The organism is Anabaena sp. FACHB-83 (assembly GCF_014697485.1).
GTDB lineage: Bacteria > Cyanobacteriota > Cyanobacteriia > Cyanobacteriales > Nostocaceae > Nostoc_B.
In genome coordinates, this window is record NZ_JACJRY010000032.1 from 53,839 (window position 1) to 73,849 (window position 20,011).

Below are 20,011 nucleotides of genomic sequence, written 5' to 3' on the forward strand. Positions count from 1 at the left end.
TAAATCATTCTTGACCACCATTCTCTCGCTTATTTCTATGTGTCTCTGCTATGACCCCACCAATTGTTAAACGCTATCTAATTGCCTTCGAGAAGTACAAGTGGATTGGACTAGCTGGTTTTGGGCTAGTGGTTGTCGGGTCAACAGTGGTGGCGGTACAACCAGATCCACCAATAAGTTACATAGCAAATGCAGCACTGACTTATAATCGTCCACCGGTTTCATTTTCGCTGACGGGAAATGAAATCCAGCAGCAAGGACAAGACTTAAGTGAGGGGGCTTTACTGTCAGATCAAATTATTGAAGCAGTTGCAACCAAGGTTAATGTTAAGCCCAAAACTCTTGGTACAAATGTGGCTTTGAAGTTACCCGAAAAAGCTGCTAAGGCGGGAGAAGCTGTATCGACAGTGATTGATCTGAAATATAAAGATACTGATCCGAAACGCGCTCAAGAGGTGCTTCAGGAATTGATGCAAGCAATGATCAAGCTGAGTGGCGAGATTAATACAGGGCGATTAAGAGCAATTATTCAAAAAATTGAAGAACGCATACCCCAGGCGAAAGCAGAATTACAAACGGCGGAGAAAAGATTAGAACAATACGATCGCCGGGAGCGTCCAGCAATATTATCAGCAGAAAATGGTAGTTTATTAGCAGCAATTACTAACAGTCAAAATCAACAGCGACAAATTCAATTAAATATTGCAGGGATTGACGCTCAAATTCTCAGTTTACGCACCAAGTTAGGTTTAGATGTCAATCAAGCTTATGTTTCCTCAGCTTTGAGTGCTGACCCAATTTTGACCAATTTGCGAACACAGCTATATCAAACAGAATCGCAAATCGCTTTGCTGCGGAAAGATTTACGCCCGGAACATCCAACGATGATTCAGTTGTATCGCCAAAAAGAAGCCACTGAACAACTAATCCAACAACGTGCTAATGAAGTGATTGGTGGCGGTGGCGCGGCTGCACCGTTGGCGGGAAATATTTCGGGGATTCGCGCTCAAAGTAATTTAGACCCAGCCAGACAAGGGTTAGCGAATCAAATGGTGACTTTGCAAACCCAACGCGATACTCTACAACAACAGTTGGCACAGCAAATCCGCGAGGAAGTCAGACTCAGGCAGGAGTATTCTTTAATACCCAACAAACAATTAGAGCGATCGCGCTTAGAACAGGAAGTTGCCTTGAAAAAAGCGGTTTATGACCAAATGCAAGCCAAACTTACTGATTCTAAAACCGCCGAGGCAGAAACTGTTAGTAGCTTAACTATTGCCCGCTCACCATTGATTATTCCCGAACCCACGAAAGCCAAAAGCGTACCAGCTACTCTAGGGGTTGGTGGTTTCTTGGGCTTGTTGGTGGGTGGTGGTGTGATATTTTTACTGGGTGCTTTAGAAGGGACATTCAAAACTCAAGAAGATATCCGCGACAGCCTCAAACAACGAGAGGTGGTGTTACTGGGCGAAATACCTTTAATGTCAGTGGAGAATTTACCTCCAGACACAGTACCAGTAGTATTTTCACCCGATTCGCCCTATTTAGAGTTTTATGAAAAATTCCGCAGTAATTTACGCCGTTTGGCTGGTAAAGATGTAAAAATACTCCTCATTGCTAGTACTGGCGCTCAAGAAGGCAAAACAGTGAGTGCTTACAATTTGGGTGTGGCTTGCGCTCGTGCGGGGAAACGTACTTTGATTATTGAAACTGATTTGCGATCGCCTTCGCGGGCTGCATCCCTAAAAGTTAATCTCGACCCCGACGCGACTATTGAACCTTTGCGTTACTATGCCAGCTTGAGTGATTGTATTCGCTTAGTACCAGATATAGAAAATTTATACATTATTCCTAGTCCTGGCCCTGTTCGTCAATCTCCAGCTATCATCGAATCTAGCGAAATGCGGCGGCTGATGGAAGATGCCCGTGAGCGTTATGATTTAGTGATTTTAGATACTAGTCCTTTAAGTTATTCCAATGATCCTTTGTTGATTCAACCCTACAGTGATGGTATAGTCATGGTCGCCCGACCGAACTATACACAAGAAAGTTTGTTAGGTGAAGCAATCGATCAATTACAAGAAGCTGAATTGGGGCTACTGGGTGTGATTATCAATGGTGCTGATATTGAAGTTGCTTTACCAGAAACGAAAGAACCATTACCAACCTCTGCATCAGAATCAGCAATTGTGGAAGAAGTTGACCAAGTTTCCGTAGGGTAAGTAATACGCTGATGTCACAGAGCCAATCGAAGTGAAGAACGGAGATTGAGACACAGAAATTCGTAATCTTGATTATGCGAGCTGATTAATAATTACGACATTAATTTATTCTATCTACGCTGAGTCTCTAATTAAACTCAAGTTAGGATCAAAATAGTTAGAATCGCAACTTTAAGCAATAACGGTGGAGAATACTGTATGAATCTGGTTGGACTCCAGAACTGGCTAGATAATGCCTCCTTTGCGGTGTTATTCCTCACCATGTTGGTTTACTGGGGAGGTGCAGCTTTTCCCAAGCTACCAGCATTGGGCGCTTTAGGAACAGCTGGAATGGCGATCGCTAATTTGTGTATCGCCACCCTTTTAGGCGCAAGATGGATAGAAGCAGGTTATTTTCCCCTGAGTAACTTGTATGAATCACTGTTTTTTTTGACTTGGGGAATTACAGCAGTTCATTTAATTGCGGAAAATGGCACCCGTAGCCGCTTAGTGGGGGTTTTTACTACACCTGTGGCAATGGGGATAACTGCCTTTGCTGCCCTGACTTTACCCTCAACAATGCAAGCAGCAGAACCATTAGTGCCTGCATTAAAGTCTAACTGGCTGATGATGCACGTTAGTGTGATGATGTTGAGCTACTCTGCATTAATGGTAGGTTCAATATTAGCGATCGCTTTTCTGGTTGTAACACGCGGTCAAAAAATCGAGTTACAAGGTAGTTCTGTTGGTACTGGTGGCTACCGCAGTAATGGTTATCGCCTACACAAAGCCGGTGAATTAGTTACTCAACCAGCAACAAATCTAGCTGAAAATAACGGTTCTGCTCGTCGGTTTGAAACCAATACTAACAACGGTAACACCGCCGTTTTAAACTTGGTCACAACTGCACCATCAGAAGCTACAGCAACCGCCGCAGTTCTTTCACCCCAGCGTCTCAGTCTTGCCGACACCCTAGATAATATTAGCTATCGCATCATTGGCTTAGGCTTTCCCCTGCTGACAATTGGGATTATCGCTGGCGGAGTTTGGGCGAATGAAGCTTGGGGTTCTTACTGGAGTTGGGACCCGAAAGAAACTTGGGCGTTAATTACTTGGTTAGTTTTTGCAGCTTACCTCCACGCTAGAATTACCCGTGGTTGGCAAGGTCGTCGCCCCGCAATTTTAGCCGCCAGTGGCTTTGTTGTCGTTTGGATTTGTTATCTGGGTGTGAATCTTTTAGGCAAAGGTTTACATTCGTACGGTTGGTTTTTTTAATAGCTTTAGCCCCTCTTCATAAGTGGAGAGGGGTGAAATTAGAGCAGAAGGCAGTGGTTTGGCTACTTCGACTGCGCTCAGTACAAGTTCGCTCACCAATCAGGCAGGAGAAAAAGTCTTACCATTCCTTGTATTCAAGCTTTGAAATTGTCCTAACATCTCTGACTACCGCTATATACTTTGATATTTTGTGAATAGATTCTATGTTTTGAAACCGCAGATGTACGCAGCGAAAAGTTGAGCCAGTGCGTTGGGCGGGTTCCCCGACTCCCTCACTGGCGTTGCGTGGGCGGCTCTGCCGACTTGAGCAAACTTTTCAAGACAGATCACGCGGATAAAATTATCAATTATCTGCGTCCGTCCGCGTGCATCTGCGGTTAATAATTCAAAATGGTATGGACTCCCTTACACGCCACAATTCATCGCACAATCAAATCGCGTCATTTATTTAAACATCAGGAACGGCTATTAGTCGCGGTTTCTGGTGGACAAGATTCTCTGTGTTTAATTAAATTACTCTTAGATTTGCAACCTAAATGGTTATGGCATATCGGTATTGCTCATTGCGATCATCGCTGGCGGGATGATTCACAAGCAAATGCGAATCATGTAGAAAATTTGGCGAAAAATTGGGGTGTGGATTTTTATTTAGAAACTGCTAAAGAACCTGTAAATAGTGAAGCGGCGGCGCGTGATTGGCGATATCAAGTTTTAAATGCGATCGCCCAAAAATATAATTACCAATATATCGTCACTGGACACACAGCCAGCGATCGCGCTGAAACCCTGCTGTACAATTTAATGCGTGGTACTGGCGCTGATGGTTTACAAGCTTTAACTTGGCAACGTCCGTTATCGGAAAAAGTTATTTTAATTCGTCCACTGTTGGAAATTACTCGTCAACAAACAGGGCAATTTTGCCAAGATTTTCAATTACCTATTTGGGAAGATTCTACCAATCAAGATATCGAATATTCACGCAATCGCATCCGCCAAGAATTAATTCCCTATTTACAAACCAACTTTAACCCCAAAGTCGAATCAGCTTTAGCCCAAACAGCAGAACTTTTGCAAGCGGATGTCGCGTATTTAGAACAAGCAGCCCAGCAATTACGGGAAGCAGCAACTATGGGGAGTGGGGATATTGTAAAACTTAATCGTCGCGTATTACAGAAAGTGCCAATAGCTTTACAACGGCGGGTGATGCGACAGATATTATTAGAAATCTTACCCGACGCACCTAATTTTGACCATATTGAAAAATTAACGGCTTTAATTATCGCCCCAAACCGTTCCCAAACCGATCCCTTTCCTGGTGGTGCGATCGCTCAAGTCCAAGGCGATTGGATTTTGATAAAGTATGAAGCGTGAAGTATAAAACTGGATTTTAGTAGTCAGGACTTACGCAGAATCATGAAAAAACGAACCACAAAGGGCGCATAGACGCGGTAGCGGCTTCCCGCAGGGTAGGACACGAAGTTAAGAGGATTCGAGAGGGTTTTTGCGTAAGTCCTAGTAGTAATAAATATACTCCCAAGTTTAAGCTAGAGACGAAACCATATTGAACGCTCTGGCATTTTTTTCTTTGGTGTTTGAGAGGCAACGAAATACTATGAAAGTTTTTGTCACAGGTGGTTCTGGGTTTGTCGGTCGCTGTATGATTCAGATGTTGCGCGATCGCCAAGAGGAGGTTATTGCTTTAGCTCGATCCGAACAAGCTGCCAAGCAAGTAACTCAATTGGGTGCTAAGGCAGTTCGCGGCGATTTGCTGGACGAACAAGCCATGACTCTAGGAATGCAAGGTTGTGACATTGTGTTCCATATTGCAGGTTTCTTAAGCATTTGGGGGAAATATCAAGCCTTCTACGAAACCAATGTTATTGGGACTGAGTGTACATTGGCTGCCGCACAAGCAGCAAATGTCTCTTGCTTTGTTCAAATTGGTGCTGCGGCTTCCGTGTTCGATCATCAGTCTTTATCTGAGATTGATGAATCTTATCCACTTCAGCAACCTAAATTTTCTCCATACATTGCCACTAAAAGCCTTGCAGAACAAAGAGTTATTGCAGCAAACCGACCTGGATTCAGAACCGCCGTAGTGCGTCCGTCGTGGATTTGGGGTAATGGGGATCACGTACTGCCTCAACTCGTAACGGCAGTAAAAACTGGACAATTCATTTGGATTGATCAGGGCAACTATTCATATATGACAACTCATGTGATGAATGTCTGTTATGGGGCAATTCTAGCAGCAGAACGGAGTCCCGGTGGACAAGCTTACTTCCTAAGCGATGGCGATGTCGTACAGTTTCGCAGATGGATCACAACATTGCTACAAATTGCTGGAGTCAAACCGGGGAGCTTAAGCATTCCGAGATGGGTTGCATGGAATATCGCTGGATTCATGGAAGCGATTTGGAGAATAACGAGGCGTAAAGGTATTCCGCCGATTACTCGTACAATGGTTCGGCTGATTGGGCAGGAATTGACCTTTACAGATCGTAAAGCACAAGAAGAACTCGGTTACACTCCGATTGTGACTCGTGATTCTGGATTAGCAGAACTTGCAGACCTCTATCATTCACATTAGTCATTATTTCAGCCTTCACACTTCAGACTGCTCAAGACGCGATTAATTCCGGCTGAGATGTCATATTTTGCAAAGTCTGACGCATTTCACTAATAGTTTGTAGTTGATAATCACTTACTTCTTGGACTTGCGCCAATGAATCATTAATTCCTTGCAGTTTTTGGCGCAAACCATCCAAAGAATCTTGAATTGGTCGTAAGGCTTCTTGATATAAATTCACTCGCGCCCAGGATTCAGCCACTGCTGTTCGCAAAGATTGTAAATTAGCTTCGAGATTTTTGATTTCTTGTTGTTTTTGGGACAAGTCATGATTTTGGTTATCAATCATCCCTTGGTCAAGCTCAATTGCAGACCGCATCTGCTCAATTTCTTGTTCCAGTTGTTGTAATACCTGGGATTGTTGTTGTCGCTGGCCATCTATTTGCAACAAAATTGGCGCAAAATCAATTGTATTTTCTTCTTCGACGTTGGGGACTGGTTGTCCTTGGCGGCGGAGTAATACATTTTGATGTTGCTTCAGAGCCTTATCACGCTGCAATAAACTCCGGCGTTGACCTTCTAAAGTTTTATTGAGCATTTGATAATGGTCTTTTTCATCTGCCAGTTCCATTTCTAAATTGATATGATCCTGGTCAGAAGCTTGAGTGAGTTTATTTTCTAATTCAGTAATATCTGCTTGTTTATATTGCAGTTCTTGTTCTTGTTCTTGGACAAAGCTAGAGTCAATTTCTAATTTTTTCGCTAAATCTTGAACTATTTTTTGTAGTTCATCTAACGGCATTTTTTCTAATGCTTCTATATCAATTTTATTGCCAGAAATATCACCAGAACTAGCAGATAGAGAATTAATTTTTTGATATAAATCGTCTTGAGATTGCAACTGCTCTTTGACTATCCGAGCATATTCTTGCTTACTGGTAATGGTAGCTAAGTTAATTTTTAATTGAGCCGTTTGCTGTTCTAAAGAATTATGTGCTTGTTGCCATTCGTTTTGGCGATCGCTGACAGTTTGTGCCAGACGCTCAACTTCTTCTTGCTGTTGGTTGGCTAATGTTTTTTGCTGCTCTAACTTTTCCCAATGGGGATTTAAAGTTGCTTGCTGCTGTTCAATTAATTCAAACGCTAAATGCAGATGTTCTCTGACAGTTTCTGTCGGTGCAAATCGGCTAGATAAGCGATTCAATAAATCACTCATCACCCGACTTTGTTCTTCATCTAAAACATTACCTTGTTTGAACTCGGCTTGTCGTTCTTCTAAGCGACGCTGTTCACCGCGTAGATGCTCCCAAGCACCTTCTAATTCTTGGCGGTTTCGCTCAATTTCTGCTTGTAACTTTTCAATTTCCTCACGGGATGAGTCAATTTCCTGTTTCTGCTCATCTAGACGTTGACAGTCATCTTCCAGTTGTTGCAACTGTTCTAAGCGTGCTTCCATTTCCATTTCGCGGCGATTCATTTCCTGCGCCTGAAATGTTAGCGACTGCTTCCACTGATCAATCTCATCTTCCTTGAGTTTAAATTTTTCTAGCTGCCGCGAAAAATTTTGCAATATATTGACCAATGGCCGTCCCGCTTCTTGAATCCTTTGCACTTGGCGATTCGGATTCAGTTCAACTAGCACTAATGCACCATCGTTTAATTTGCTGGCTTCTTCTGCGGTAATCACCTCTTCCGACACAGTACTCCAATTCTGGTCGGTTCGCTGACAAGCTAGCAGTTTTAGTTCGGTTTTAGAACCACCACTAAGTAAGCCGCCCTTCTGCTTTTGTACTTCTGCTAAATACAGCACACCGTTCGTCCTTTTGCGTACTTAATGTCCGTGTTGTTATATATACCTAAGATGCTTATGTGAGTTTGTCTTAATTTCACCGTGGTGTAGGAAAAAATATAGACAAGACTATTGATAGACGTGAAAATTCACATCCTCAGATTTCATCAAAGCGATTGAGTCACGCCTTTATATTTTGTACTGGTGATAGTAATCATGACTTCCGTGTGATTACTAAGTTTATCAAGCAGTATTACGAAAATTTACGGTTTATGGCTAAATGTATCTCCTGATAGACATTAGTTGTTGGAGAAATAAGATGGCGAATGTTGGTGAGTAATAATTTACTTTACTTATGAGAAATCTAGCAAAAATTGCTGGGCAAACTTAAGTCAAGAAGATAACAAGGAGTTGCGTGGCGCTAAATGCAGGGAAATTTGAATGAAATTGATATTCGCAGTATTTTGCAATTGATTGAGTTAGGCCAGCGAACTGGGCAACTTTTAGTGGAAGCTGGCTTTCACAAGCAAGATCATCTCAACCTAGATGAGACAATCAGACATCGCCATAGCAAAAATCCCAGAAAACAATCATGGTTTGTCTTTTTTCTCAATGGTCAAATTATCTATTGTCAAGCGGGCGATAGTAATTTATCGCGGATTGACGATTATTTACGCCATTACCGAGTTGAGACAGGACTAGATCAAAAGCACAATACATCACTAGCCACCCAAAATGTCCCAGAGTATGGATATTTATGGACATTATTAGAGCGAAATATAATTAGCCCCAAGATAGCTCACAGTATTATTCAGCGCCTCGTACAAGAAACTCTGTTTGATTTGTTGAGTTTACACCAAGGTAATTTTATTTTTCGTCAAGGGGCAGCCCTCGCACCACAACTCACAAGTTTAGAAATTGCGCCCTTAGTCGCCAGAATCACCAAACAAGTCCAGGAATGGAAGCGCCTATATCCCCAAATTCAATCACCGGAGCAATTACCAGTATTAGTTGATACAGTAGAATTACGCTCCTCCCTACCAGAAGCAACAGTGAATAAACTACAGCATTGGGCGGATGGTAAAACATCGCTGCGACAACTAGCGCGTTACCTGAATCGAGATTTATTGACAATTGCGAAGGCGATATATCCTTATGTGCAGCAAGGTTGGTTACAACTAGTGGATGCAGCGACAAATCATTTCCAGACATCGATACCAGAGTCAGGGGAAGAAAACCATCGTCCGAGGATTGTTTGCATTGATGATACAACGACGATTTGTGAGGCTGTGGAGTCAATTTTAAAGTTACATGGTTATGAAGCGATCGCCCTAACTCAGCCCTTAGAAGCCCTGGGACTAGTATTTCAACTCCGACCAGATTTAATTTTATGTGACATCGCTATGCCAGAACTTGATGGTTACGAGATTTGCAGTATGCTGCGTCATTCGACAGCATTTCGCTTAGTACCAATTATTATGCTCACCGGCAAAGATGGCTTTATCGATCGCGTCAGAGCCAGAATGGTGGGAGCGACAGACTATCTCACAAAACCATTTGATGATTCAGAATTACTTATGCTTATGGAGAAATATGTTAATTACAAGTCTTTTATGGGAACACCAAAGAAATAGAAGACTTGTTGATTCTATAAAAGATGGGGTAAAAAATGTTATCACAGAATCAACTAACCCCATGCCGAATTATTATCTAGTCAATTAGTGAAATAATAGCATAAATTTATACAAGTAATTTTAACGGGGAGTCAGGGAATGTTCCAAAAAGGAACGTCTACATCAGGAGGTAGATAAACATTTATGAGTACAGTTCTGATTGTGGAAGACAGTCTCGCACAGAGGGAGATGATTATTGACCTCCTGAAAGCCACTGGTTTAACAGTTACTTATGCCAGTGACGGAGTAGAAGCGTTGGAGGCCATTCAAACCGCTCCGCCAGACTTGGTGGTATTGGATATTGTCATGCCACGGATGAACGGCTACGAAGTGTGTCGGCGGTTAAAATCTGACCCAAAAACCCAAAATGTCCCTGTAGTTATGTGTTCTTCTAAAGGCGAAGAATTTGACCGCTACTGGGGAATGAAACAGGGGGCGGATGCTTATATCGCCAAACCGTTTCAACCAACAGAGTTGGTAGGAACAGTCAAACAACTCCTGCGAGGATAAGGATGAAAATTATATGGTGAGCAAACCGGACTTTTTAGGTGGCACTGGTCAAGACCACTTCCGCCCAGAATTACAAGTAGAAAGTCCTGAAGGTGAGTTACATTTGCGTTTTTATATTCCCTCGCATCAGGAGTTTGCCCTACCAGCGACTGGTATTCGAGAAGTCTTAGAATTAAGCCCTGATAGAATTACCCCAATTCCTAATGCTTCTCCTTTACTTTTGGGTACTCTAAATTTACGAGGTCGAGTAATTTGGGTGGCAGATTTGGGTCAATTTCTGGGCGAAGGTACTGCGCTAAATACTGATAGAGCAGAAATTCCAGTAATTGCTATTGAGGAGCAGGAAACAATAGTCGGTTTAGCAGTCGATGAAGTCGGCGGTATGGATTGGCTAGATGTACAACATCTGATGCCACCAACAAATCTACCAGATACGATGGCTCCCTTTTTACGTGGCGAGTGGTCATTAGGTGCTAAAAGCAACCAGTTTCTAAGATTACTTGATCAAACGGCAATTGTGCGGAGTGCAAGGTGGGCAGGATGATATTGGGAGGGAGCAAATGGCAGCAACAATAGATGATTATCTAGAAACATATCAGCAGGCTTGTACAGCCTATGCGGAACAAGACTATGAATTCGCTGCTACCTTGGTTGATCAGGTAGTACAAAATGTACCAGATGACCCTAACTGCCACTTATTGAGGGGTCACGTCTACTATGTTTTGCAGCAGTACGATGTTGCTAAAGCCGAGTATCAAAAAGTATTAAAGTTGACTGATGATCCCGAAATCATTAGTTTTGCCAAAAATGGTCTAGAGAATATCAATCAATATTTACAACCACTGGAAGAACAAGCTATTCCGAGTGAGATTGATGAGTCACTGGAGTCAATTAGTCTGACTGGGATTACAGGGATTGGTGATCCCTCAGATTCAGATATGGATACATCAGACTTACAAGACTTAGGCGCATTTGCTAATTTAGACAGCCAAAGTTTGAATTTCGATAGTTTGGCAGAACCTCCATCATCGTCGAACCCATTTGATATTCCCACAGACAGCATTGTCATGCACAAAACGGTGGAAGAGTCACCTGCTGTGATCGATGATCCTTTTGCCGTCAGTCTAGATGACCAGAGTGCCGAACTCAACCACAGCCCAGAAGAAGAGATTGCCTTAGATTTACCCGCTTTTTGGCAAGAAGACATATCTGTCATCAGTTTAGATGATTCCGGCATTGTTAATAACCCCTTTGATAGTGGGACAAATGGCACTTCAGCCAGTTCACCCTTTGATAGCAACAGTGTTGATTCGCCGTTTGTGCCAGATAATTTACTCACAAGTGAGATTTTAGATACTGCTGAGGATGTTGTTTCCCCAGAAAATTCTTCTCAGCCAAGCATGGCAAGTTTAGACACGAAAATGGGTATTCTGGATGCAACTTTACCAAAATCGCCAGAAGATATCCCGGATGTGGACATAAAAACCAATCAAGATAATGTTTTTGCCCCCCAACCAAGTAATTGGTTAGAAAAAATCGAATTTCCGGAAAATTCGACCAATACCAACTCATCTGTTAACGACGATTTTTCTTTGCAAAATCCTCCTTTAAAAGCTGGCACAACTTTAGACACCAACTCGTTTGAGGGTGATGATAATTTTGATTTTGAAGCCTTTGAATCTGCCTTTGGCTCAGATGAATTTAGAACCACTGGGGATACTAACAGTACCCTCAGTAGTGAAAATTCTAAAAGTAATATCGAGTTTTTAGATGATTTTGATGAATTTGACGACTTGGGTAATATTCCAGGATTTGACTTAGCAGACTCGGATATGAGCTTTGGAGATGTGGTACTTTCTGGGCCATTGGAAACCAACAGCAGTCCCCGTAGTAAGGCGAATGAACCGATCCCGAATAATGGTAGTAGCGATCGCGATGAAGAACTATTTACCATTACAGGGTCGCAAGAAGCTGTCCCGATATTTACGCAAACAGATGTGTCAAAATTAGAGCCAGTAGCTAGTGTAGAGCAAGGCTGGTTAGCCCCCCTAGAAAATGCTTCTTTGGATATGAAGCCTTTTTTAGTAGCTGGGACTGTGGGAATTTTCTCAGCAATGGTGGTGGCTGTGGTCAGCTTTGGGGCGACTTCTTTTTCCGAACCTCAACAGCGAGCATCCATTCGTAACACAGGCTGGGCGATGTCCCTGGCGGCTGGGATTTCGGGGTTTGCCACGGCTGCTTTTATGAGCAATCTCACCCTCAAGCAAATTCGCCGTACCACCAAGGATTTACAAACTCAGTTTGATGCCGTCCGCCAAGGCAATCTCAATGTCCAAGCCTCCGTATATTCCGAAGATGAATTAGGTTTATTAGCTACTGGCTTTAATGAAATGGCGCGGGTAATTTTTACTACCACCAATGAAGCCCAACGCAAAGCTGATGAACAAGAAGAAGCCAAAGAAAACCTCCAACGGCAAGTAATTCGGTTGCTGGACGATGTAGAAGGGGCAGCCAGAGGTGACTTGACAGTGCAGGCAGAGGTGACAGCAGACGTACTTGGTGCCGTGGCGGATGCCTTTAACCTGACAATTCAAAACTTGCGTGATATCGTCCAACAGGTAAAAGTTGCGGCGCGGGAAGTAACCAAAGGTGCGACTAATTCCGAAACCTTTGCCCGTGCTTTATCCAGTGACGCTTTGCGCCAAGCCGAAGAGTTAGCTGTCACCTTAAATTCTGTGCAGGTGATGACTGACTCAATTCAACGGGTGGCAGAAGCGGCGCGAGAAGCTGAAGCCGTTGCCCGTGATGCTAGTAGCATTGCGCTCAAAGGTGGAGAAGCGGTAGAAAACACCGTGGCGGGGATTTTAGAAATTCGGGAAACTGTAGCGGAAACCACCCGGAAAGTAAAACGTTTAGCCGAATCTTCCCAAGAAATTTCTAAGATTGTGGCGTTAATTTCCCAAATTGCTTCCCGTACCAACTTACTGGCACTCAACGCCAGTATTGAGGCAGCCAGGGCGGGTGAAGCGGGAAGAGGATTTGCAATTGTGGCTGATGAAGTCCGCCAGTTGGCAGATAAATCGGCAAAATCTTTGAAAGAAATTGAACAGATTGTGATGCAAATCCAAAGTGAAACCGGCTCAGTAATGACCGCGATGGAAGAAGGCACACAACAGGTAATTAAAGGCACAAAACTGGCAGAAGAAGCCAAGCGATCGCTCGAAAATATTATTCAAGTAGCAAACCGCATTGATATTCTTGTGCGCTCAATTACCAGCGACACCGTAGAACAAACAGAAACCTCCCGTGCTGTCGCTCAAGTTATGCAATCAGTAGAACTTACAGCCCAAGAAACCTCCCAGGAAGCACAACGAGTTTCTGGCGCACTCCAAAACCTAGTGGGTGTGTCCCGTGACTTAATCGCTTCTGTTGAGCGTTTCCGCGTGGATACATTGGAATCGAAGTAGTCATTAGTCATTAGTCATTAGTCATTAGCAAAGACAAAGGACAAAGGACAAAAGACAAAAAACATCAGACTCAGCACTTAGCACTCAGCACTCAGAACTTTAATTATGCTGCCGGAACAACAACAGAGGATTTTAGGTTACTTTATCGAAGAAGCGCGAGACCACCTGAACACCATTGAACAGGGGTTGCTAAATCTGCAAAGTACCTTGAACGACCCGGAAATGATCAATGAAGTTTTTCGGGCAGCCCATTCTATTAAAGGCGGCGCAGCGATGCTGGGTTTAACCAGTATCCAGCATACATCTCACCGTCTAGAAGATTGCTTTAAAGTTCTCAAAGAACATCCGGTGCGGGTTGATGAAAAGTTAGAGTCTTTGTTTTTGGGTGTAGCTGATACTCTGAAAGCTTTATTAGAACATTTGAGTGGCCCTTACGGACTCTCCGAAGAAGCAGCCAATAATTTAATGTCGGAAGCTGAACCTGTATTTAAATGGCTGAATGAACATTTAGACTTGTTGGTACAAAAAGGCGGTGCAGCCGAAGATGGTCATACTATCATCCAAGCTGCCCATATCGAAACTGTCAGTACGCTGACCGAGATTTTCCGGCGCGAGGATATTTCCGCAGCGACAGAAGAAACCCAAATTTCCGCGCCAGCATTACCAGCACCGGAAAATACTTGGAGCGAATTCCAAAACCAGGTGCTGCAATCGCTCCGACAAATGTTGCAACTGTTTAAGCAACAAGCAACATCAGAATCACGGCAAAATCTTCAGCAGTGCTGTAGCCAGTTAGAAAAACTCGGACAAAGATGGAATCTGCCTAACTGGTCTAGTTTATGTCAAGCGGCGGCTAATGCAATTTGTAATAGTGAAAATACTTATCTGACTTTAGCCAAAATTGTGATTACTGAGATTAAACAAGCTCAGGAATTAGTTCTCCAAGGTAGAGATTCTGAAATTAAGATTACTCAGCAGTTAGAAGCACTGCTGAGTTTTCCTGAACTGGAGTCTTTCTCTTTAGACTTTGATTTATTGGACAATGCAGCGCCAGTCGAGACAGAAACTCCAATTATCAGTACCACGACTGCTGAGGAAGTTTCACTGATTGCCAGTGTCCAACCAGCAGATAGTGTTATCAGCTTGACAGATTTGAATGAACAGCTGAATCCAGACCAAGCAGCGATTAATCCTCCTGATGAGAATGGGGCTAATTTGCTGTTTAGTGAGGGCGAAGATGAATCATTGACTGTGGCGCGAATTGATCATCACGGCCCAGAGGTGGGACTAGCAGAATTAAATACTTTGGCGGATTTATTTGAAGGAGAGACACCAGAATTAGATGAAACTTGGCAACAAGAAGAAATTCTGGAGATTCATCCTATCAGTGATTTAGAAATAGATATTACTGAAAACCCCACAGCAGATCATGATAGTGATTTAGCTGATTTTCTGTCTTTAGATCATAGCTCTGGGGACTCATTAAGCAATAATCTCGACACGAGTGAAGACCTGGGATTGTTATTTGGCGATCATTTCTTAGAAAAAGAACCGTCAGTACCAACCACAGCACCAGAAACTCAGCCAGATTTTAGCAATGTAAGTAATCCAGATGTCGATGAATTATTAGCATTGACTGGAGATGAGCCGCAACACTCAACTACGAGCGAAGTTACTCAACCAGCAAATCCAACGCATCCAAATAATGAATTATCGGCAACCCAGCAAGACATTTTAGATGAATTATTCCTGGAAAATGCTGAAATAAATACTGAGCATCCAGAAATTGAGTTATCAAATTCTGAACCAAACACTTTATCTTTAGATGGTTTATTTGCGGAAGGGGCAGAAAATACCCTCATACCCACCGCAGAATCAGGCATTGGGGATTTATTTGATAGTCCGTCTGCAACAACGAATTTATCCCAAACAGAAGATGATTTGCATAACTTCTGGAATTCCCCCACAGAAGTAGACACAACTTCAGAATTTGAAGATGGTTTAGAAGTAGATGTTGCTAAGGCGTTAGAAGAAAGTTTATTTGCGGCGGCGGCTTCTGGGGAGATTTTTGTTGATTTTTCAGATACGAGTTCGGCAAATATTACCGATTACCGAGATGAGTTTGAGCTAACTTTTCTCCAGTCAGAATTAGATTTTGATGTTGACCAAGAGGATGATTTATTTGGTAATATCAAGCTGCCTGTTGTGAGCGATCGCTCTGGATCATCTTCAGAAATTCGCAACTTTGCCCAAGAACCAGAGGCGTTGGATGTCAAACCTGAATTTACCGAAAAATCCCCAGAATCAGATGTGGTTGATGCTCAAAGTTTTGGCGAATTAGAATTAAATCTTTTTGATGATCTAGAAACAACGGCAGAGAATGAAGCAATTACTTTAGATGATTTAGAAGTAAAAATTCATGGCACTTATATTCAGTTAGATAGTTCCGATAGTCCCGATTTTGATTTGTTTGGCGATATGAGTCTTGGGGAACCTGCTGAAGTATCTTCCCAAGAACCAGTGGTTAATCAAGATACAGAATTGAATTTATTAGATGATTTATTAGCTACAGATATTAGTGAATTAGAACCAGATTTAGACAGATTACTAGCAGAAACAGAAATTATTGAATTTTCCCAACTGCCAAGTTTTGACAATTTACTCGATGATTTATTCGTAACCGATAATAATCAACCAGAGACAACAGAACAAACAGTTAACGATAATTTTGATTTATTTTCCAGCAATGAAATGCCATCTGCCAGTAATGGAGAGACAGGATTAAAGCTAGAAGTTTATGAAAATATTAATGAGACAGTCGCTGTTGATGTATTAAGAGAAACAACAGAGTCACCAGAATTATTATTAGAAATTATTGAAACTGTAGCCGATACACCAACTATTGAACCATTAGCAGCAGAAAGTATTGCCACTCCAGAAAATACAAATCAGGAATCAGCCGCAGAAGATGACTTCGCGGATTTAGAAGCCTTATTAGGTGAAGAATTACCAAGTCATGATGCAGCGATCGCCTCTGATGATTTTGCCGCTTTAGAAGCGTTATTAGGTGGCAACAAGCAAACCCCTCAACCTCCTGCACCAGAAATTCATCACACTAATATTCAAGAATTTCCTGCCACAACTAATCATAATTCTGCTAACGCAACACCAGCTCCACCAAAATTAGACGATGAATTTAGTGATTTAGAAAAACTCCTGGCGGAAGCAGATAACACCATAGCCCACACATCACAAATTAAACCCAACACAGGTAAAGCGCCCCGTTCGGGAGGAGGACGACGCAGATTTGAAGAAACAATGAAAGTGCCAGTTAAACAACTGGATGACATGAGTAATTTAGTTGGAGAATTGGTGGTGAATCGCAACACCTTAGAACAGGATCATGAACGGTTGCGACAGTCACTAGATAACTTGTTAATTCAAGTGCAGCAGTTGTCGGATGTGGGCGCGAGAATGCAAGAATTATATGAGCGATCGCTCCTAGAAGCTTCTCTCCTAGCCAGCCGCAACAAACGAGAAACTCAAATCCAATCTTCAGAACATGATACTGACCGAGGTTTCAGCGAATTAGAAATGGATCGGTTTACGCCGTTCCACACATTATCTCAGGAAATGATTGAATTGATTGTACGAGTGCGGGAGTCGGCGAGTGACATCGACTTTGTAACCGAAGAAACTGAACGTGTCGCCAGACAATTCCGCCAAGTCACAACGCAATTGCAAGAAGGTTTAACCCGCGCCCGTATGGTGCCATTTTCCCAGGCGGTTGACCGTTTGCGGCGTGGTGTAAGAGATAACGCCATTAAATGCGGCAAACAAATAGAGTTGGTGATTGAAGGTGGTGATACTTTAATTGACAAGATGATTTTAGATCATCTCACCGATCCCCTCACCCACATGTTGAATAATGCGATCGCGCATGGAATCGAAACTCCCGAAGAACGTCAAGCTGCGGGTAAACCACCAGTGGGTGAAATTACCATTCGCGCCTTCCACCAAGGAAACCAAACTGTAATTTCTGTGGGTGATGACGGTGCAGGTATCGACTCAGAAAAAGTCAAAGCTAAGGCTGTCAGAGTCGGGATGATTACCAAAGAACAAGCAAAAAGCATCTCGCGGATGGAAGTGTATGATTTGCTGTTCCAACCGGGCTTTAGTATCAAAGATAAAGCCGATGAAATTTCGGGACGTGGCGTAGGGATGGATGTGGTGCGTTCCGAGATTAGTGAAATTCGCGGGACAGTGAATACAGATTCCGCCATTGGCAAAGGTACAACATTCACGATTCGTCTACCACTCACCTTAAGTATTTGTAAAGCCCTGTGTTGCGTATCTGATAAAGCGCGAATTGCCTTCCCGATGGACGGTGTGGAAGATACTTTAGATATCCCCGCCAAAAATATTCAACATAATGCTGATGGCCAAGCATTTATTTCTTGGCGAGATACAGTCTTACCCTTCCGTCCGTTAAAAGAACTGTTATCTTTTAATCGCCAGTTGAGTCGCGGTAATGTTTACGGCGGTACAAGGGATGATGATACAGTGTCGGTAGTGGTGGTGCGATCAGGCAATACATTAATTGCTTTACAAATTGACTTGGTACTCAGTGAACAAGAAATTGTAATTAAGCAATTTGAAGGACCAGCACCAAAACCCATCGGTGTAGCAGGTGCTACCGTTCTCGGTGATGGTCGAATTATGCCAATTGCTGACGTGTTGGAAATTATCGACATCTTCCAAGGACGCATATCTAAAAATGCTGGCGGTACTTCTTGGCAGCAAAAAGTTCCACCCAGCGTTACAGAAGCTCCGGCTGAGAAAATTGATCCAACTGTACTCATTGTTGATGACTCAATTACAGTTCGAGAATTGTTATCTTTGACCTTCAATAAAGCAGGCTATCGCGTTGAACAAGCCCGTGATGGTCAAGAAGCTTGGGATAAACTGCGCTCTGGACTACCTTGCGATATTGTATTCTGTGATATTGAAATGCCCCGTTGCGACGGACTGGAGTTACTATCACGCATTCAAAAAGATTCCAGCCTGAATTACTTACCTATCGCTATGCTGACCTCACGCGGTGCTGATAAACACAGACAAATGGCAATTCAACTGGGTGCTAGTGGTTACTTCACTAAGCCTTATCTCGAAGAAGCCCTACTCGAAGCTGCTGTCAGGATGTTGAAGGGAGAGAAATTGGTGAGTAGTAACGGTTGAGGGTGCTAAAGAAGTTTGAGATGAGATTAATACAGCATCATCAGACATTTGACTACAGCAAATCCTACTTGCTCACTCAATGAAAATGATAATCAAATACTAGAACACCGATTCAGTAATCGGGGAACAAAAGAAAAATCAGCCCAGAGAGAAGTAAATAATGGACAAGAAAGTAGAGTAAACGCTTGTCAGTCAAACCTTACAGCGATAAACAAGTTGTAAGTAATATTTAATAAAATCTCAAGGAGAGGCATAACCCCAGTTGAGGTAGATTCAGGTCAATCCACCAGTACCACCAAGTTGGCGTTAGTAAGTATTTTGCAAGCGTACACAGGTGCTTCGGATGCGGAAGCCATTGAAGCGATGATCATGGATAGGCGTTGGCAACTAGTAACTGATTGCATAGATTGCGAAAAAGCACCGTTTTCACAGACAACTCTGGTCAGATTTCGTAGTGCGCTGATTATCCAAGGACTTGACCGTAGGCTAATTGAAGCACAGGATGTGGAAGTGGATGCTCATGGTAAAATCAAACTACTCAAAGGAGTTGCCAAAGAACGACGCATCTCCATTGAAGATGAAGAGATGAGGCACGGGCGTAAAAGTAAAAGCCAGCGATTTGATGGTTATAAGCGTCATGTCTTACGTGATTTAGACAACGGTTTGGTTCGCGCTGTTGGAATCACAAGAGCGAATGTCCCTGAAGCATCTGTGACAGATGCAATTGCTACTGACTTGAAACACCAGCAAGTAAATCTGGTTGAGTTACACATTGACCGTGCTTATCTCAGTAGTTCCTTGGTTCAAAACAGAAGTGATGAATTGACTATTTACTGTAAGGCTTGGCAAGTAAGAAACGGTAAGAAGTTTACCAAAACTGCTTTTAGCCTGGATTGGGACAATCAGACTATTTGCTGCCCGAATGGGGTTACTTTACCTTTTAGCGTTGGTGGCAAAGTTCAGTTCCCCAAAGATATTTGTACAACTTGTCCACTAAGAGAACGCTGCACTACTTCTAAGTCTGGACGCAGTGTTTCGATTCATCCTGATGAACCATTGTTTCAAGAATTAAAACAACGCCAATTAACTCCTGCTGGCCGTGCCAAGCTTAGAGAACGTGTTGCTGTTGAGCATTCTTTATCTCACATTGGTCGATGGCAGGGAGAGCAAGCTCGTTACAGCACTTGCGTCTGTTATGAGGTACAATAAATTAAAATATAAATACCTCTAAATGAAGTCATACTCTGTCGATCTTCGAGAAAAAATAGTTGCAGCACATCTTCAAAAAA

General features: G+C 42.8%; 10 protein-coding genes and 1 pseudogene. 10 read left to right on the forward strand and 1 reads right to left on the reverse strand.

Annotated elements, in window-relative coordinates; translation table 11 throughout:
- Window positions 1-50: 50 nt before the first annotated feature.
- The 4 genes from H6G79_RS26565 to H6G79_RS26580 all read left to right on the forward strand — a co-directional run bounded on the left by H6G79_RS26565 (window position 51) and on the right by H6G79_RS26580 (window position 6,066).
- Window positions 51-2,222, forward strand: a complete 2,172-nt coding sequence (locus H6G79_RS26565) for a tyrosine-protein kinase domain-containing protein (protein ID WP_190593036.1) — start codon at window positions 51-53, stop codon at window positions 2,220-2,222.
- 198 nt (window positions 2,223-2,420) lie between these two features.
- Window positions 2,421-3,476 (forward strand): c-type cytochrome biogenesis protein CcsB, encoded by a 1,056-nt coding sequence (ccsB, locus tag H6G79_RS26570; RefSeq protein ID WP_190593037.1) that lies wholly within the window; start codon window positions 2,421-2,423, stop codon window positions 3,474-3,476.
- 390 nt (window positions 3,477-3,866) lie between these two features.
- A complete protein-coding gene (tilS, locus tag H6G79_RS26575) occupies window positions 3,867-4,847 on the forward strand; it encodes a tRNA lysidine(34) synthetase TilS (RefSeq protein ID WP_190593038.1) in 981 nt (326 codons plus the stop codon).
- A 241-nt stretch (window positions 4,848-5,088) separates the two neighbouring features.
- The gene (locus tag H6G79_RS26580; RefSeq protein ID WP_190593039.1) at window positions 5,089-6,066 is read left to right on the forward strand and encodes an NAD-dependent epimerase/dehydratase family protein; all 978 of its coding nucleotides are present in this window, start codon (window positions 5,089-5,091) and stop codon (window positions 6,064-6,066) included.
- Between the two features lie 31 nt (window positions 6,067-6,097).
- Here the strand turns inward: H6G79_RS26580 and hmpF are convergent, their stop codons facing one another.
- Complete coding sequence (gene hmpF / locus H6G79_RS26585) at window positions 6,098-7,855, reverse strand: pilus motility taxis protein HmpF (RefSeq protein WP_190593040.1); 1,758 nt, start codon at window positions 7,853-7,855, stop codon at window positions 6,098-6,100.
- Window positions 7,856-8,259: 404 nt separating this feature from the next.
- Here hmpF and H6G79_RS26590 point away from each other — a divergent pair, with 404 nt between their 5' ends.
- The 6 genes and pseudogenes from H6G79_RS26590 to H6G79_RS26615 form a co-directional block, all read left to right on the forward strand.
- Complete coding sequence (locus tag H6G79_RS26590) at window positions 8,260-9,468, forward strand: response regulator (RefSeq protein WP_190593041.1); 1,209 nt, start codon at window positions 8,260-8,262, stop codon at window positions 9,466-9,468.
- 183 nt (window positions 9,469-9,651) lie between these two features.
- Complete coding sequence (locus H6G79_RS26595; RefSeq protein WP_062297988.1) at window positions 9,652-10,017, forward strand: response regulator transcription factor; 366 nt, start codon at window positions 9,652-9,654, stop codon at window positions 10,015-10,017.
- Window positions 10,018-10,030: 13 nt separating this feature from the next.
- Window positions 10,031-10,561 (forward strand): chemotaxis protein CheW, encoded by a 531-nt coding sequence (locus tag H6G79_RS26600; RefSeq protein ID WP_190593042.1) that lies wholly within the window; start codon window positions 10,031-10,033, stop codon window positions 10,559-10,561.
- Window positions 10,562-10,577: 16 nt separating this feature from the next.
- Window positions 10,578-13,484, forward strand: a complete 2,907-nt coding sequence (locus tag H6G79_RS26605; protein ID WP_190593043.1) for a methyl-accepting chemotaxis protein — start codon at window positions 10,578-10,580, stop codon at window positions 13,482-13,484.
- A gap of 105 nt (window positions 13,485-13,589) precedes the next feature.
- Entirely contained in the window at window positions 13,590-18,722 is a 5,133-nt protein-coding gene (locus H6G79_RS26610) for a response regulator (RefSeq protein ID WP_190593044.1), read from the forward strand.
- 297 nt (window positions 18,723-19,019) lie between these two features.
- Window positions 19,020-19,901 (forward strand): annotated as a pseudogene (locus H6G79_RS26615) (transposase); the annotation flags it as partial.
- Window positions 19,902-20,011 lie beyond the last annotated feature (110 nt).

Bases quoted from the DNA above. Each gene is read 5' to 3' on its own strand.
- H6G79_RS26610 (WP_190593044.1), top strand. From the start codon at position 13,590: ATGCTGCCGGAACAACAACAGAGGATTTTAGGTTACTTTATCGAAGAA.
- H6G79_RS26580 (WP_190593039.1), top strand. From the start codon at position 5,089: ATGAAAGTTTTTGTCACAGGTGGTTCTGGGTTTGTCGGTCGCTGTATG.
- H6G79_RS26600 (WP_190593042.1), top strand. From the start codon at position 10,031: ATGGTGAGCAAACCGGACTTTTTAGGTGGCACTGGTCAAGACCACTTC.
- H6G79_RS26590 (WP_190593041.1), top strand. From the start codon at position 8,260: ATGCAGGGAAATTTGAATGAAATTGATATTCGCAGTATTTTGCAATTG.
- tilS (WP_190593038.1), top strand. From the start codon at position 3,867: ATGGTATGGACTCCCTTACACGCCACAATTCATCGCACAATCAAATCG.
- H6G79_RS26565 (WP_190593036.1), top strand. From the start codon at position 51: ATGACCCCACCAATTGTTAAACGCTATCTAATTGCCTTCGAGAAGTAC.
- ccsB (WP_190593037.1), top strand. From the start codon at position 2,421: ATGAATCTGGTTGGACTCCAGAACTGGCTAGATAATGCCTCCTTTGCG.
- H6G79_RS26605 (WP_190593043.1), top strand. From the start codon at position 10,578: ATGGCAGCAACAATAGATGATTATCTAGAAACATATCAGCAGGCTTGT.
- H6G79_RS26595 (WP_062297988.1), top strand. From the start codon at position 9,652: ATGAGTACAGTTCTGATTGTGGAAGACAGTCTCGCACAGAGGGAGATG.